The organism is Vibrio sp. YYF0003 (assembly GCF_036350715.1).
Classification (GTDB): domain Bacteria; phylum Pseudomonadota; class Gammaproteobacteria; order Enterobacterales; family Vibrionaceae; genus Vibrio; species Vibrio natriegens.
Genome location: NZ_JAZDWA010000003.1, coordinates 489549 through 505614 on the forward strand (window position 1 = coordinate 489549; position 16066 = coordinate 505614).

Below are 16066 nucleotides of genomic sequence, written 5' to 3' on the forward strand. Positions count from 1 at the left end.
GCTTTGGCCAGTACGGCTTTACGCTATTGTTATCGAAAAAATGCGAGGTTGCCCTCGCAATAGTTAAGCGGGTTGTAGCTGCTTCTCTTCCTCGGTATGGCCTTCCGTCTGATGCACTGCGTGTTGAAGGTTCTCATCCAGACGAAACGCCTGACCAAATCCTTTTACGTAGTTACCTGAGCGTGGTGCAAAACGGTAGAAGCTAAAATCTTTCATGCCACACAACTGCTCGACGATCTCGCCGTACTTTTGCTGCATTTGTTGCTTAAGCGGTGAGGCTGCCTCGCTGTGCTTATCAATACAAACGACATCGCAGTCTATGACCAGTCGCTCACGAGCAAACAAGTGACGCGCCTTATCTTCTGATTCAACTAACATCAGCGACGCTCTCGGCGTTTGTTGCAGATTACGAGCATGCTTCGAGACGGTACTCAATAACATGACGAAGTCGTTGCCTTGACGAACAAACGGAGCGTAACTCGCCAATGGTATGCCTTGTGAATCTACGGTTCCCAGCTGGGCGGTTGAGAATTGCTGAATAAACCCCTGAATTTTTTCAGGTAAACGTTCTAGCTGCTCTTTTCGGTACGACATACAGTTCCTTTCATAATGGTAGTTATTCCACCAATTCAATTTTGTTCAGTGTGGTGGCCACTTGTTGTAATACATTGCGAATAGTGCGGTTGGTCGCTTGATAATAAGCACCCGGGCTGGCACAGGATTTCATCGACGGTGAGCGATTGTTGAAATCCACCGCGATGATTTCTATTCCTTTTCGCTTCATCTCTCGACATAACATCACTTGTTTTCGATCGCGTACTTCTCGATCAATCAAGTGGTCACCATCAGTAAACAGCACCATGACTTTCTTATTACTTTTCAAACCGTAATCTCGTGGCAGTTCACCCTTGGTTTTATCCCACTCACCACGCCATTCTGGAGACAGTAATCGCCATGCCCACATCACACCTTCAGCGTTATTTGTGTTCATTTCCGGATACAGCGTTTCTAAACCATGCACAAACTCACGATAATTGGACATGTATGACTGAACACTGCTGACACCACAGTCAAGTGTGTCAAACAGCGCATGCATGTGCTTCCACTCTGGGTTATATGGTGAGTTCTTAGTTGGAATATAGGAATGCAACGGCATGCCATTTTTGTAAGTCGCGCCTAGTGGTGGCTTCTTGTGAGTTTCGAGATAGAAGCGAATGTTTTGCTGCTTAGGCCCGAGCTCCAAACTGCGTATCCAGCTTGGGTTTAACATTCCAGGGCTGGTTAAATCCGACTGAATCTCGGGCAACTGCATGCACATCGCTTCACGCCAACGCCCCGGCACCGATGGACTCAGCAGGTTTTTCCAACCCTGCTCTTTTGCCAAAGTGCGTAATGAGCGGGGAATCGCTATCGCACCAGGTTTAAGAAAATTAGGACGCCAACCGACATTAACCAATCCAGTTGCCGGTACTATGCTGATGGTTTTACTCAGATTTCGTCTTTCTTCGGCGTATAAGATGTCAGCAAAATCCCGTAATCCGTCCATCGCCTGAGTCATTGGAGCCCCCTCCATCGAACCAGAAACATCCAACATGATGACAATTTCTAGTGTCATCTGGTGTAATCGGGAGGTAGCCTGGTGACGAATAATCAAGTCTTCGGTCACTAACTCTTCATTGAGTACTAACTCACTCGCCTTAACTTTTCCGGTCACTGTCGCTGTGGTGAAGTCATCACGCTTATCTAACCTCGATTGAGGTGTCGATAATCCCGTTGCATCGTCGCTAACGTTAGCATTCAACAGTTGGTTGGCATCTTGATCTGCGCTTACGCTGTCAGACGAAGAGTACAGCACGGCATCCGCCAGCATAGATAACCGGCTGTCTGTGGTACTGGTGACGACCACTAACAACACAAAACTAAAGAAAGTCAGCATACCGGCTAGAAATATCGCCGCCGACACCGACACCACGCCAACCTGATGGCGACGAGACACAGAATATGTAGATAGCGCCATCATCAGTTCGTTTCCCTGATCATATGAGAGTGGAAGCGACCATTTGGCCATAGTTTCCAGATTGCGTTACTACTAACACTGTCGTCAGGCTGGAAGCAGATCGCGACTTCTACTAAGCTACCGACGTCAAAATCAGGCCATTTTCCACTCAACATACAAGCAGAACTCACCATCACTGGCGTGGTTTCCTTAGTCGCTGCATTGTGCATTGCGATAGACAAACTCACGTTGCCTTTGGCAATGTTCGAGAGTTGCTGCTCGGCAAAACCACTAAAATATGGGAGCTGGGCAATATTATTTTCAATCGTCAACGTCCGGCGATTGCCCACCATTTCAAGAATGTTGTAGTTAAGGTTCACCAAGCGTTGCTCCACACGGAGGATGGTCAGAATTTCTGACGCCGCAACAATCACGGTCAGCAACATCGGCAAGATCAGAGCAACTTCCATACTGACACTGCCTTGTAAACGACGTTTACGCGCGGAAAAAATCGGGTATCGAAACATAGTTAATCGAACAACAAGTCCTGTGAAGCAATCAAAGTGCTAGTAAACACCAAGGGTTCTGGATATAGCGTGGCTAAAGGGCTGATTTCCATTTGTGTCGAGAGCGTCGCGGTCACCTGAAAAACCGGGTCTCTCGGGCGAAAGAACGCGCTGGCCTCTACTTCTTCCTGCTCTTTCCCCACTCGAAGCATCTCTTCCAACGAGTCATAACGAATGATGCTGACCTCGACCTGGTCGATAAAACCGTAGCTGTTGTCATCGAGCATTTGTTTGATAACAGAGGGATTCAACGGTTTAACGCGCCAGTCTTCTGCTAACAGCACCCGCAATGAGCTACGCATCGCGTGTTCCAATAATCCGTATTGCAAATGAACACGGGTAATATCAAAAAAGGCTAACAACACCGCTAAGACCGCAGGAAATAGCAGTGCGGTTTCTAAACTGATGACACCTCGCTGACGAGAACGACACCGACTCATTGGGCATTCCGCATCGCCGTCAAACGCGCGTTGAGGATAGCTAGATCGCGCTCAACTTCGCTCGCGGGTAAATGACGAGTAAGTAACGCTCGCGCTTGGTCTTCATTACCTTCTGCCAGTAACAACAGCGCGAAATTCAGCTCTACCTGCGGAGGTAACTGCTGATACGCCAAGAGCGGAGAAAATGTTGTTCGAGCTCTCTCGACCTGATTGTCATGCAGATAGCTGATCGCCAAGTTAGAACGAAAATGAGGGTTATCTGGTGAAAGGATCATCGCTTGTTGTAACGCCGTTCGTGCTTGTAAGGCATCACTGCCCAACAATGCGATACCAAGGCCGTTATGCAGCTGCGCTTCAACCTGTGGACCGTCCGCTTTCGGTAGCCCTAACTTATACACCTCGATAGCTTCGGTCACACGACTGTTGCTAAGCAAGTAACGGCCAAGATACATGCACGCCTGCGCAGAGACAGACTCCGGATTCGCGCACACATAACGCAGTTTCGCCATCGCGGTTTCTTTCTTGTCCTGACGGTACTGACTACGAGCCAACATCATTTGGTAAGTGAGATTGTCTGGTGAGAGCTCGAGCAACTTAAGATACTGCTGCTCCGCTTTACCATACTGACCATAATTGAATGCTGCTTCGGCTAGTGCTTGAGTATTATTTTCAGTCTGCTTTTTCACTTTGCTCGCCGTCGCGCAGCCTAATAGCAGAGGGCTTAGACAGACCAACAACAGCCATTTGGTCGGGTTTGTCGTCATCATTTTAAACTCTCCAATAACAAGTTCATGGTCGGTGCGACGATCAGCACCATCAATGGCAACATAATGAAAGCCATTTGAATCAGCGTAATGCGTCCCGGCAGTTTTCCAGCTTGCTCCTGCAACGCCATTTTGCGTAGTTGTCTGGCATCGGCGCTGATGGTGCGCATGGTTTCCGCTAAAGGAGAGCCATATCGCTCGGCCATCGCTAGCGTACTGGCGAGACGTTCTATCTCTTTCAGCCCCGTGCGCCACGCCAGCTTTTTCAGACAATGTGCAGACTCTCCCCGCACCTGAATCTCTGCGTGAGTGCGCAATAACTGTCGCGCCAACATCGGCTCAACATCGAGTAAATACAGACCGACTTTCTCCAATGCACGCTCCAGCGACAGCCCGGCTTCCACACTGATCACCATCAAGTCGATGGCGTCAGGCACGACTTGCTGCTGCTTCTGTTGAGCCTGATTGGCTTGGCGGCGTAACCAGTATTCCGGTAAGTTTGACCCCAGCACATAACCGATTAACGTCATCATTAGGGTGTATGCATCGAGCAGTTCTCCAGATACCGCCTGCCAAATCAGAGCGGCACTCGCACTAAACAAACCGAGCACAAGCTTGGCGCCGCGCACCGAATTTAAGGCAGTCGAAGACGCAATACCGGCATGCTCCAGCATTTGCTGCAGGCGCTGTTTCTCTTTGTCAGAAGTGGGATACAACACACCTAACCCGGCGAGAAATGACGATGACGAAGTCTCAATCACAGCATTATCATTACCAGGGTTTAAATAACGCTTACACTGCGCCTGCCAACAACTTTGCGACTGCTGTGATAAGAACAACCACAGCAACACAGACATAAACACCACACCCGCGACCAACAGAGCGGCAAGCGAGGTTGACGAAACGAACCATTGCCCCATGAATTATCCCTTTAGCTGAGTCATACGGCGGATCAGGTACAACCCACCCAAAATGCTGCCCACGACATAGGCCATGACGATTTGCCCACCATTCGAGGTCATCAGAAAATCAAAATGCTCGCGTCCAGTGGTAAACAGCACCAGACACACCAAAACTGGCAGTGCAGCGAGGACTTTGGCAGAGTTGCGCGACTCGGACGTAATGCTTTGAATACTGGCATTAAGCTCCGCGCGCGATCTCAGTGTAAGCCCTAGTCGCTCCAGCACTCCGGTTAAACGGCCACCCGTTTCCTGCTGTAGGCTAAGAACGATGGTCAGAAAACGAAACTCAGCAATCGGCATACGCTGCGCGGCATTTTTCATTACTTCGTCCAGCGTCTGGCCGACCTTCAACTCATCATGCATGTTGTCAAACAAGCGAGCAGTCACGCCCTGATGTTGCTGGGCCATCTCATGAAACACATCCGCCATCGGTGCACCAACGCGCAACGCGCGGATTAAGCCATCAATGACATCCGGTAATTCATCGCGAAACTGGTCTTTGGCTTTCTGCTGCAATTGTTGATAGGCGAACCACACCACCAGCAATGCCGTACTCAGACTGAGCGGTATGGACACGTACCAGTCCATACCGTTAAAACAAAGTACTGTCGGTGCTAGCAAAATGGACGCAACCAAACCAAGCTGCCACTGCTTTAATTTGGCTGGGCTGACAAAAGTTTGCAGGTTTTGATACCAGATCCAGTGACACCAGAATGGTTGGCGCTGGTCGGCGTCAGTATCCAGGTTCAACAAGGTGTAGCGCTTAAGCTGACCTTGCCAATGTTCCTGACGTTGGATGGTGAGCCAGACCAGCCTGCCTGCAACCAACCAGAAAACAATCAAGACAATCAGTAGGTTCACGAAGACTTCTCCACGCACTGACGTAATGCATCTTCCTTGGCAAAATGAGCCGCTTTTTCAAGCAAAGCAGAGGAAACGGACTGAGCGCTAAATCGACCATAGATATGCTGCTGTTCAGCACGAATAAGCTCAAAACGGAACACTGGACTGAGTTCGATTTGTTCACCGTTTATTCCAACCACTTCGCTGATGGCGGTGATCCGGCGACGCCCGTCACGCATACGTTCAAGTTGCACTACTAAATCAATCGCACTCACAATCTGGCTACGAATAATATGGCCGGACAAACGTTCTCCGCCCATTTGCAGCATATTGGTTAAGCGCACAATCGCATCTTGTGGATTGTTGGCATGCAAAGTACACAGCGAGCCGTCGTGACCGGTATTCATCGCTTGCAACATATCGAATGCTTCTGCGCCACGAACTTCACCCAGTACAATTCTATCCGGACGCATACGTAGGGCGTTTTTCACCAGATCGCGTACCGTCACTTCGCCGTTACCTTCAGTGCTGGCATTACGGGTTTCAAGCGGCACCCAATGGGGCTGCGCCAAAGACAACTCAGCAGCGTCTTCGATGGTCAGAATACGTTCGTCTTCGCTTATGTGCCGACTCAGCGCATTCAACAAGGTCGTTTTACCCGAACCCGTACCGCCGGAAATCAAGATGTTACAGCGGCAATAGGTCGCCAACGCGAGAAACTCCGCCATTTGCTCGGACAGGCTGTCGTTGTCGACCAGATTCGACAGCATCAACTTACTCGCAGGGAACTTACGGATCGAGATGCAGGTCCCATGTAACGCTAAAGGTGGCGCGATGACGTTGACCCGACTGCCGTCTTTTAGTCGCGCATCCACCATCGGATTGGATTCATCTACCCGACGGCCGATCGCGTTTACAATCCGCTGAGCAACGTTGAGTACATGTTTGGCATCACGGAAGCGAATATCGGTTTTTTCTAACTTGCCACGTCGTTCGACGTAAATTGTTTCAGGTCCATTAACCAAGATATCGGAGACTTCTGGGTCTTCGAGCAAAGGTTGAATGGGTCCAATGCCAACCATTTCATCGACCAGTTGCAAACCTAAGACCGCCAATTCCTGACGGTTATAGGGCAACATTTTCCGCCCTGAAATGACGTTGAGTGCGTCTTTGACACGCGGCAGCAGCTCATCACGGGATAAGCTCGCGGCGATCGATGGGTCGACCAGTTCGTAAAATGCGCTTTTGGCGTCATCCGTCATCGAAAGCAGTTCGTGGCTGCGGGTCTTGTGGGTTAACACATCTTGCTTAAACATCGACTTACCCTTTCTGCTCCGCCGAAGCGGCACCCAGCACTTGCCCTAATTGATGGATTTTTTTGCTGAACTTCGAACGCTCAGCCAACAGCGGTTTGCCTTCTCTTTCCGCTTTATCAAACGCCTTGGCGTCAAACGGCAGTTCAACGATCAATTCCAGTCCCAGCGCTTTGGTGATTTCCTGCTTAGGTACTCTACCTTTTGCATGACGGCACAAGTTGCCGACCAAGATTTGTCGCTGGTGTTTCAGCGGTGTATTGGCGCGCAGCTTTGCCAGATAACGGAAGCTATTCAGGCTGTAGTCGGTGACGAAAATGCAGTTATCTGCCTGTTCTACAATTGCAGGCATCGCTGGGTGGTTAAGATTCGGCACATCCACAATCACCGTCGCGTAGTGCTCAGCCAGCGCTTGGATTGTCTCTGCCGGTTGCTGTACGTCGTCGTGCGGCAGCTGGCTGTCCTGACCGTAAAACAGATGCAGATGCTTTGTCAGTTGCTGGCTACTGTGCGCCAGCAAGGTTTCGTCGATACGATCTGCATCAACAATGATGTGCTCCAAATGTGGGTCATAATCAGCGCCCAATAGGATCGGGTGTTGGCTGTGGAACAGGTCAAAATCCACCAAGGCAACAAACTGATGTTGTTTCTCAGCTAAGAAGTAACCCAGGTTGGCTGCGATGGTGCTTGCGCCGCACCCACCAGTGCTTCCCAACACACAAATAACGCGCCCATGACGCAATGGCTTAGTCACTTGGTGCCCTTGAAGGTGCAGTAAGCTCAGTCGGATCGCGTCGGCATCTAGCGGTGTAGTATGGTAATCGTTCACACCCGCGAACATTAGGCTTCGGTATAATGAAACTTCTTGTTTTTTACCTAATACGATCAGCTTCATCTGCGGTGGACAATACTCCGCCAGCTTACGCAGCGCAGCTTCCAATCCCAGACAGTCACCACCATCAACGATAAGTAAATCAGGCGCTCCCTGTTTGACGCACCAAAGTCTTGCGGCTTCGATATCGCCTTTTTTCACCTGAATATCTTGCGTAGTTAAATCGCTTTTTAGGCTCTCAAGGACTTGTTGGCTCTGGCTATCGAGAACAAACGCGACAACATTAAATACTCTTTCAGTCACGATTTACTCTCCTGTCACCGGCTGTCTTTCTGCCGATTTAAGTTGGCTATTAAACAAACGTTGTACCGCCCCTGTTGTCAGAGCGCTGTTGTGCTCCTGATACTCTTCTCCATGGTGCCAGGTCGATTTGTTAACCACACTCAGGTAATGATTACGTAGCTGCTGGCAGGCGTACGCTGAAATAGGCAGAGACTGACGGTTGTATCGGCACGTGTTTGGCTTTAACACCACTTCAAGCTCAGCAACAATCTGACTCTGCTTGTCCGAGTGGTAAATCATCTCCACTGGTAATTGCAGATAGGTCATCAACTGATTACGCAGATTTTTCTGGGATTGCAGATCCAAATCACCGCCTTGTAACACGAGACGAATCTGTCCCTTTTCTTCACGTTTGTTCACCTGGCTAAGAATATTTTTCAGGTCTAACTCAATGTTGGCAGTGGTTGTCGTAAATGAGGTTTTGTCCTGAAAGGTTGCATGCGTTCCTGTTTGATACGGACGCTGACAACCGACCACCAGAAAAAGGGTCAATGTGGTCAAAGCTAATTTCGCGAATTTCATCATCATCCTTAATAGTTGTATCCATAGTTACCAAACAAACGCTGGCTATCATCGTGGTCATCACCCATGTCGCGTAAGAACAAACGTTCAAATCGATTCGCAGGACGGAAGCGATCTAATGGCGTGGTCAATTCACTTGGGTCGCTGGTTGGCTCGACTAAATGTGCTGTCGCGATAATCACTAACTCGCTTTCCGAGTTTTTAAAGCTGTTGCTGCTGAAAAGCGGTGCAAGGAAAGGAATTTCCCCAAGAAACGGCAGCGCCTCGATTTTGTGGTCTTGATAGGTTCTCACCAGACCTGCCAGCGCAAAGCTCTGACCGTCTGCCAATTCAATCGTTGTGGTGGCACGGCGGCTTTCAATGCCTGGAACTTCGACACCCGCAATAGAAACGCTGTGCTCGCGGCTCAAAGTAGAAACTTCGGGAGCAACCGTGAGACTGATCTGTTTATTACTCAAGACTGTAGGCGTCAGCTCTAATGAAATACCAAAGCGTTTAAACTCAATACTCACACCGTCATCACTGTTGTCGACGGGAAAAGGAAACTCACCACCAGACATAAAGGTCGCCGCCTCGCCAGACTTAGCCGTCAGATTCGGCTCAGCAAGAACGTTTACTAAACTGTCCTCAACTAATGCATCGATGATGACATTAAGACCATGCTGACCAGGGCCTGATGGCAGATTATTGGTTGGGAATTTATTACCAGGCGTTACACCCAGTGCCGTCTGTAACGTGTCCCATGTACCCCAGCGCATATTACCGATAGAACTCCAACGCAAACCAAGTTGTTCGCTGGTCGAGCGCTCCATTTCAACAATACGCACGGAAATATTCACTTGAGCGCTACCCGCGGTTTTAAGCTGGTTAACAACCAAAGGGTAGACGCCCATGCCACCGCCCGGTTTTGCCATACCTTCACCGCGACCAGAGCTACTGCTACTTTCGCTTGTTGGCGCAGCTAAGGTTTGTTCGTCTACCTCTTGTAGCCCTTTGGCAAACCCAGATGCCATACTCAGGATCTCATGTGCCTGAAGTGCATTGGCCACTTCACCCATAGCAACGATCGCTCCCTTACTATGAACAAACGTCACTTGAACATCGGGAAACGCGTGTTGTACGGCTCGTTCCAGTTGAGACAGATCAGCAGCAACCACAACCTTGTAATGCGCGAGTGTGCGAGCATTGTCCCCAAGTACCAGAATGTCGGTTTCTCCTAACGCTTTACCAGAGACCATCACGTGACGGTTGGAAGGTGCGTGAACCACGACTAAGTTGGGGTCAGAAACAAAAATATCTTTCACATCATCTTTCACCGTAATCAAACGGTTTTGATTGATAGTAAGGTTCAAGGTATGACTTGCTGCTACCGCCCACGGAGAGATAGACAAAACCAGCGATACGCAAAGTATAAAATTTCGAAGCAAGGACATGATTTATCTCGTTGTGCTCTTTTCTTGAGTGCGGATATCTTCACCACTGAAAATGCGAATGGTGTGCTCAGGTTTACGATCCGGATGATGGTTATCCGACAACTGCTCATCCCAGAGCGTAGCTATGGTTGTTGTTGTCATAGACTGTTCGTCCTGTTGATAACCACGCAGGATAAGAGATAAATCCCCCAACGTTTTTGCTAGCAGTAAACGTTGCGCCCCTTCTGGAGTAACCTCAAAGGTAATCGGTAAGGTGTCACCACCAGCCATCGACATGTCACTTTCATTTTGATGTTTTGGGCCGCTCACAATATCTGTCAGAGTGTTATTGATCGCGAGCAGGCGCGTATTTTCTAGAATCACGCTGGTTGCACGCTTGGTGATTTCCCCAAAGCCCTTTTCTGAGGTGTGCTCGTTCTCACTGGTTAAGACGACATCAACGTAATTACCCGGCCTTAGTAGGTCATAATTCATTCCTGCTAAGCTCATCTCCAGAGTAACCGCTCGCATGCCTGGTGAGAGCATCGCGGACATATATTGGTTCTGCTCTGGGCGAATAATGTCTGATACCGCAAGTGGTTGATTCGCAGCCAAACGGCGGGTTAATAAGCTGCCTTTCAACACATCAGGTTTGATAAAACCTTCAAGAAACACGTCGTTAAGTTGCGTGTTGCTATCAGATGGCATTGGCGCCCAGCGAAAATCTTCCGCTCTCAACAAAGCACCTGCTTGAATGCCGTATTTCGCGACTAAGATTCTTGGTACGACGGCCTTTTCTTCTAACGCCACTTCGACTGGCTTATCTGGTTGGGTTGGAGTTGTACTCAACCATGCCACCACCAGCATTGCGACCAAGGTCGCTCCTCCGAGTAGCACAAAAATTAACTTTTTCATGATGGGTATAAACTACATATAGTGAATAGTGGTGGTTGCAGCGATACATATAGCGACCGCATAAGGCACGGTAGTTCGCGGCTTAGCCGCAATTACTCCCCTTATTGCGAAGTGGTTAAACAACAAATACGCGACACTTAACACTCCACCTAACAAAGCCGTTTTTAATAGCAACCAGTACCACTGTTCCAAAGAGGCGTAGGCGCATATTGCTAACAACTTACTGTCACCAGCCCCAAGCCAACGGTAGTGGAAAGCCACTAATCCAAAGACCACTATCGCGATCCCGGCCAAAAACGAGTGAAGATAAAAAGGCGTAACCGTAACGCCAACGAATAACAACAAAAGCAAACATATATTGGGAACCTTGCGCTGAAAAACATCGTTCAATGCAATAACAAGCAACAAGAACACCGTAATAATTTGCAACAATAAAAAAGAGTCACTCGCCACCAGATCCCATGTTCATACCATCAATGATTGTTTGAAACTTATCTTTTAAGGCACTGATAAATAAGCCATCAGAACCAAAAATTGCCAATATTCCAGCAGCTAACCCTGCGGCCAAAATACCGTATTCTATTGCGGTTGCTCCTTCCTCATCATGCATGTAACGCTTAACTAGCGACATAAAACCATTCATACAATCAATTCCTTCATAAAAAACATTCACACTTATTTTGATGTGAGAATTATTATCAATACTGTTGTAAAAATCAATCTCATTTATATAATAAATGCCAGTTTATTGATCATATTTAGATCCATTGATCGTATAAATGTATTTTTTTAGCATTAACCTCTTTTACTAAGCGAAATAACGAAGGATTTCACAGTCCAACCAATAAGCACCACATTGCGTATATGCGTTATTTCTTGTTTGCTTTGATTTTCGTATAAAGGAATATTCATGCTCTTTAGACAGCTTGTTTTGTCTGCAACAATCGTGCTAGCGATCAGCGGTTGTAGTGACCAACCACAGGGATCAGCGCCAGCCCCCTCTAATGTAGATAATGGTTCTGGCAGCAGTAATCCCTCAGATTCAGATGCCGATTCGGGTACGTCGACCCAGTCAGGCACCGGCGGTACTATCACACCGCCAACGCTACCCAACGGTCGGTCAACTATGACTATTTCCGGCCCTGTATCAGGCAGCCATGAAAACGATGTATACGCATTTAAAGTTTGTTCTGGCCAGGTTTGTGAGCAGTGGCAAAGCACGATGGCTGAAGGGGGGTTCGAATACACATTTCAGTTATCGCAATGGCCACTAGACAAAATTGTGACCATAGAAAGCAGCAAATTGGCGCAAGTAGACCCGAATGCGAGCGTTGACGTTCAAGCTGCATCGTACTTTCAAGCGGAACTGGATACGCTGACCAACATTTTGAAAATGGACAGCAACGACGATGGCTATATCGATGAAAAAGAACTACCAACAATCTCACTAGACCCAGTGACAATTGCATTCAATACCGTCGCCAAACACCTGCTGCAAGGTGAGCTCAGTCATTATGGCAACCTACCATATGCGGAAAAAAATGAAGCGGTTCGCCGTTACTTGTCAGACAGTAGCAGGACGACATTAGTTGAGCTCAATGATGAGCAAAAAAGCGCAATAAAGAGCCATATTTCTGATCAATCAACAGAGTGGTCCCCGCGCTTTTTTGGCACCTTTACGTTAGCGCTGACAGATGAACAATGGGCTGGAATCAATGGACCGTTGAGTACGCCACAAGAGCAGCGTGTTGTCGTGCTCAATACTGCCCAACTTCGTACTTTATTCATCCAGGATGGTAATCGTGTCGCGACAAACAATCAGTTCAACCTGAGTGTTGAGCAAGCTTTCGCCGTGCATGGAAAACTTGTTTACAACCAACGTTTGGTGCTTGAGTTGGCTGCGCTATACCAGATGCTTAGCGAACAAAGCGATATAGCGCTACCCATCAGCGGCGCACAAAAACAGGCGCTTGATGAGCAAATCGCATTACTTAATCCCGACCAACAAGAAGCCACAAGATTTGAAGGCAGCTACAGCATCGACGTCGAATCTGACACTCTCGACGAGTTAGGTGTTTTTGACCACCCTAACGGTGAAAAAGCCGTATTGACCTTTAGTGCAGAACAGATGCGTCGCGCGTATCAAGCTTATCAATTAGAGCTAGAAACCAATGATTATCCCAACTACGTCTTTGCGGTTGCGCCAATGCAATGGTCACGGGCTGAACTTTCATTAGAGGAAATAGGTACAAAAATTCTAGAGAAAGCTAAAACCGCTCCTTCTTATACGTTATGGCAGCATTATGAAAACGAAATACTGTCAGCGGATGAGCAACCTGGCATATACAAAGAGCTCACAAAATCCATCCCTGCACAACTGCAAAAATCTTATCGCTATCAATGGCGGGTGAATGAGTTGGTGATGGCGAATCACAACCATCCACTGAAGCACTCAATTTTGGCGATAGCACCAGAACGTCAGCTTCAAATCAGTGGCCGTTTTCCGAAAGAGTTGGAGCAAGTATCACTGAGTATAATTCTAGGTAGCCGCCACTCTCCAGGTAAAGATTCTGTTTTATACGACGATTCCGGTCGTTACCCTCTTCGCCACCAGCCGGTGAGCTTGATCAGCAGTACTGGACAGCGTCACCACAGCTTAGACTTAAGCGCTGAAAGTAGCTTTGTTACCACCATTGCCTTGCGCGATATCGATAATAACTATGCACGCTGTGCCCCAGGAAAGTTAGACGAGTTTGGCTATGAGTACACTGCCGATGAAATGCAAGACACTCTGACTATCCATCTTCGTGATGAGAAAACGAGTGTAGAACTGCGTTCTGTACTAGGCTCCTTCTGTGAAATTGCCAATCTGGATACACAACAAGGTAACAGTAACGGTGTGCTTGAACACGATGAGTTTCAGCGCCTTAATGTCGGGTATATCAGCACTGCGCAATCCGCAATGCTATTAAAGTCTGGAATATCCTCCGCGGGGAGCCTGGCCTACCTTGTTCCTCAAACCAATGAACAAATCATTGAAAAATATAATCAAATGCCACGCCAGCAAGTTGAGCTTTTAGCTTCATTTTTAGCTCTGCAGGCCAAAGGCGAACTGTTTAGTTCACTGGTTAATTTATCTGAACGGGCAAATCTATACGAAGATTTACTTGCACTCCTCAATATTGACCTAAGTAAATACCGCGTCAGTGACAGTAATGCCTATCCCACAATAGAAACGCTGTTAAACCGTATTGCTTCAAACTACGCTATCGGCCAGGTTCTGATTGAGAATATCGACGTCAATATTTCTCATATAGTTCAAGCAATGACCTCTCTGTTAGGGGATTCAGAACCGGATCAACATTATTTTCCAAGTGGGGTTCGACCAGGTAACTGGGTAACGGTGTATCCAGTCAATAGGTTAGATGCGAGTTGCCAATCGCTAGTCGACGAGAATCAACTACTGGGGTTGCGAATTGAAGGAAGAGGAGAAGATGCGTCAGGTTCTTGGGTGACGATTGGCTGGGATTCTCAACCGGGCGCGTCAAGCTATACATTAGCTTGGGGAGAAGACAGCTTTACTCAGCTTGCTTACGCTCAGAATACTCTACCAACTGAAAAACAACGTGCCACTATATCTGGCCTGGATTTAAACACACAATATTACCTCCGTGTGCAAAGTAACATTGGTAGCCCTAGTGCACAGATGACTTACTCTCCTCGCCGAATCCACACCGCTGATTCAAGAGCAACAAAAGGCTTAGTTGGAGACGATAGTTCACGTGGTCGAGACAATAGTTTTGCTTGTGACCCACTCACGGGAAAAGATGAGAATAGCAACAAGGATGGTTTACTTGGTGCGCGTTACGTCAAGCTCGATCAACAAGGAAAACCTCTTGCTCGTCAGGATTTGAGTTACAACACTCAGCCTTTTGCTTGTGTTTTGGATGCTCACACCGGACTTGTTTGGGAAACAAAACATCGCCGTAAAGAAGAAGATCCGTACTCAGTATACGACAGCGACAACCAGTTCATCATCCAGCCTGTAGAAGAGGCAACCGAATTCAGCGCCACATGCACGGAGCACGGAAGTAACGAAGTTTCTACCAACCCTCATCAGTGTACAGTAGCCAATCAAATCCAGTGGTTCGATAAAGAGAAACGTTGTGGACTAAGTAACTGGCGCTTACCTACTTTGCAGGAGTCCGTCTCCATACTCAATTTCGGTAATCCACGTAAGTTTGGCAAGAATTTACCGGCTAACGTCGACACCCAATACTTTCCAAACATGCAAACCATGTGGCTGGATGCAGAAAACTTAAATAGCACCGAAAACCTAGTATTAAACACCGTCAATTTCGGTACTTATCACAAAAGTATTGGACTTTCTAACTCGCTAATTCTGGTCAGTGATGGCTTTTATCTCGAACAGTAACAAGGACTATAGTGTGAAATATTTAAGTTTAAGCCTAACGTTTTTCGTCGCGTCTGCATTCGCCGCTGAGCCAGAACTACAATGTGGGGCCGACACTGATCTCAACCCAAATAATCGCTTTTCCCACGACGTCTTAGCAACGGATATTGGTGACTATAAGGTAATTAACGACGCAACAACGGGATTGCAATGGAGCTACTGCTTCGTCGGTCAAACATTCGATAGCCAACAAGATGTGTGTTTAGGCGTTCCTACCGTACCTTATGAGCTAAGCGATAGTAATTATAACTCGAACATCCGCCAAGCGAGCATGGACGCCGTTGAGAGTGAAAACCAACAGCTAGGTACACTCGAGCATCCTTGGCGACTGCCAAATATCAAAGAGTTAATAGGGATTTACAACGAGCAGTGCGTACCAGCAAACTATCCAGCGTTCAGTTACGCAATCAACGTATCTCAAAGTGAAATTGAGGATTTAGGCAATACGCCCTATTCAACAGATGAAACGATAATAGGATATCACACGGCAATTTCAGCCAGACAAAAGAGTGCGGTATACCAGAATATGACAATCACGTCGGATACCGTTTTATTGGACCGCGACTATTTACACTACTATACGGTCGACTTCAGCGGATGGGGTTCCTTACTAAACCAATTACGCAGAACAAGCGGTATGTTGAGATTGGTACGAGAAATACCGAAAGAATAATTCAGCGCAGTT

At 47.7% G+C, this 16066-nt stretch carries 16 protein-coding genes; 2 read left to right on the top strand and 14 right to left on the bottom strand.

The features are described from left to right. Positions 1–63 precede the first annotated feature (63 nt). From V1U08_RS12545 to V1U08_RS12610, 14 genes are read right to left on the bottom strand one after another with little or no spacing between them, the layout of a single operon-like run. Positions 64–594 (bottom strand): HugZ family pyridoxamine 5'-phosphate oxidase, encoded by a 531-nt coding sequence (locus tag V1U08_RS12545; protein WP_065301817.1) that lies wholly within the window; start codon positions 592–594, stop codon positions 64–66. Between the two features lie 22 nt (positions 595–616). Further along, entirely contained in the window at positions 617–2020 is a 1404-nt protein-coding gene (locus tag V1U08_RS12550) for a VWA domain-containing protein (protein ID WP_330470714.1), read from the bottom strand. Further along, on the bottom strand, positions 2020–2523 hold the full coding sequence (locus V1U08_RS12555; RefSeq protein WP_014230488.1) for a hypothetical protein: 504 nt from the start codon (positions 2521–2523) through the stop codon (positions 2020–2022). The genes V1U08_RS12550 and V1U08_RS12555 overlap by 1 nt, the downstream gene beginning before the upstream one ends. Before the next feature lie 2 nt (positions 2524–2525). Then, positions 2526–3002: a TadE/TadG family type IV pilus assembly protein gene (locus V1U08_RS12560; protein ID WP_014230487.1), complete on the bottom strand. Its 477-nt coding sequence runs from the start codon at positions 3000–3002 to the stop codon at positions 2526–2528. Then, entirely contained in the window at positions 2999–3769 is a 771-nt protein-coding gene (locus V1U08_RS12565; protein ID WP_330470715.1) for a tetratricopeptide repeat protein, read from the bottom strand. Before V1U08_RS12565 ends, V1U08_RS12560 begins: the two co-directional genes overlap by 4 nt. After that, a complete protein-coding gene (locus V1U08_RS12570; protein ID WP_330470716.1) occupies positions 3766–4686 on the bottom strand; it encodes a type II secretion system F family protein in 921 nt (306 codons plus the stop codon). The genes V1U08_RS12565 and V1U08_RS12570 overlap by 4 nt, the downstream gene beginning before the upstream one ends. A 3-nt stretch (positions 4687–4689) precedes the next feature. After that, positions 4690–5589 carry a type II secretion system F family protein gene (locus tag V1U08_RS12575; protein ID WP_065296093.1) on the bottom strand — a complete coding sequence of 300 codons (900 nt, stop codon included), beginning with the start codon at positions 5587–5589 and terminating at the stop codon, positions 4690–4692. Beyond that, a complete protein-coding gene (locus tag V1U08_RS12580; RefSeq protein WP_330470731.1) occupies positions 5586–6887 on the bottom strand; it encodes a CpaF family protein in 1302 nt (433 codons plus the stop codon). Before V1U08_RS12580 ends, V1U08_RS12575 begins: the two co-directional genes overlap by 4 nt. A 4-nt stretch (positions 6888–6891) precedes the next feature. After that, a complete protein-coding gene (locus V1U08_RS12585) occupies positions 6892–8019 on the bottom strand; it encodes an AAA family ATPase (protein WP_330470717.1) in 1128 nt (375 codons plus the stop codon). A 3-nt stretch (positions 8020–8022) separates the two neighbouring features. After that, positions 8023–8580 (bottom strand): pilus assembly protein FlpD, encoded by a 558-nt coding sequence (locus V1U08_RS12590; protein ID WP_330470718.1) that lies wholly within the window; start codon positions 8578–8580, stop codon positions 8023–8025. Between the two features lie 8 nt (positions 8581–8588). Further along, a complete protein-coding gene (locus V1U08_RS12595; RefSeq protein WP_330470719.1) occupies positions 8589–10013 on the bottom strand; it encodes a type II and III secretion system protein family protein in 1425 nt (474 codons plus the stop codon). A 3-nt stretch (positions 10014–10016) separates the two neighbouring features. Further along, complete coding sequence (cpaB, locus tag V1U08_RS12600) at positions 10017–10907, bottom strand: Flp pilus assembly protein CpaB (RefSeq protein WP_330470720.1); 891 nt, start codon at positions 10905–10907, stop codon at positions 10017–10019. A gap of 12 nt (positions 10908–10919) precedes the next feature. After that, positions 10920–11360, bottom strand: a complete 441-nt coding sequence (locus tag V1U08_RS12605) for an A24 family peptidase (RefSeq protein WP_330470721.1) — start codon at positions 11358–11360, stop codon at positions 10920–10922. Continuing rightward, entirely contained in the window at positions 11350–11550 is a 201-nt protein-coding gene (locus V1U08_RS12610) for a Flp family type IVb pilin (protein WP_020336259.1), read from the bottom strand. Before V1U08_RS12610 ends, V1U08_RS12605 begins: the two co-directional genes overlap by 11 nt. A 267-nt stretch (positions 11551–11817) precedes the next feature. Between V1U08_RS12610 and V1U08_RS12615 the strand changes: the two genes are divergently transcribed. Then, on the top strand, positions 11818–15342 hold the full coding sequence (locus V1U08_RS12615; protein ID WP_330470722.1) for a hypothetical protein: 3525 nt from the start codon (positions 11818–11820) through the stop codon (positions 15340–15342). Positions 15343–15355: 13 nt separating this feature from the next. Beyond that, positions 15356–16054 (top strand): DUF1566 domain-containing protein, encoded by a 699-nt coding sequence (locus tag V1U08_RS12620; protein WP_020336257.1) that lies wholly within the window; start codon positions 15356–15358, stop codon positions 16052–16054. Positions 16055–16066: the final 12 nt, after the last annotated feature.

Coding starts and splice junctions, on each gene's coding strand:
- V1U08_RS12545 (WP_065301817.1), bottom strand. CDS start 594: ATGTCGTACCGAAAAGAGCAGCTAGAACGTTTACCTGAAAAAATTCAG.
- V1U08_RS12550 (WP_330470714.1), bottom strand. CDS start 2,020: ATGATGGCGCTATCTACATATTCTGTGTCTCGTCGCCATCAGGTTGGC.
- V1U08_RS12555 (WP_014230488.1), bottom strand. CDS start 2,523: ATGTTTCGATACCCGATTTTTTCCGCGCGTAAACGTCGTTTACAAGGC.
- V1U08_RS12560 (WP_014230487.1), bottom strand. CDS start 3,002: ATGAGTCGGTGTCGTTCTCGTCAGCGAGGTGTCATCAGTTTAGAAACC.
- V1U08_RS12565 (WP_330470715.1), bottom strand. CDS start 3,769: ATGATGACGACAAACCCGACCAAATGGCTGTTGTTGGTCTGTCTAAGC.
- V1U08_RS12570 (WP_330470716.1), bottom strand. CDS start 4,686: ATGGGGCAATGGTTCGTTTCGTCAACCTCGCTTGCCGCTCTGTTGGTC.
- V1U08_RS12580 (WP_330470731.1), bottom strand. CDS start 6,887: ATGTTTAAGCAAGATGTGTTAACCCACAAGACCCGCAGCCACGAACTG.
- V1U08_RS12590 (WP_330470718.1), bottom strand. CDS start 8,580: ATGAAATTCGCGAAATTAGCTTTGACCACATTGACCCTTTTTCTGGTG.
- V1U08_RS12595 (WP_330470719.1), bottom strand. CDS start 10,013: ATGTCCTTGCTTCGAAATTTTATACTTTGCGTATCGCTGGTTTTGTCT.
- cpaB (WP_330470720.1), bottom strand. CDS start 10,907: ATGAAAAAGTTAATTTTTGTGCTACTCGGAGGAGCGACCTTGGTCGCA.
- V1U08_RS12610 (WP_020336259.1), bottom strand. CDS start 11,550: ATGAATGGTTTTATGTCGCTAGTTAAGCGTTACATGCATGATGAGGAA.
- V1U08_RS12615 (WP_330470722.1), top strand. CDS start 11,818: ATGCTCTTTAGACAGCTTGTTTTGTCTGCAACAATCGTGCTAGCGATC.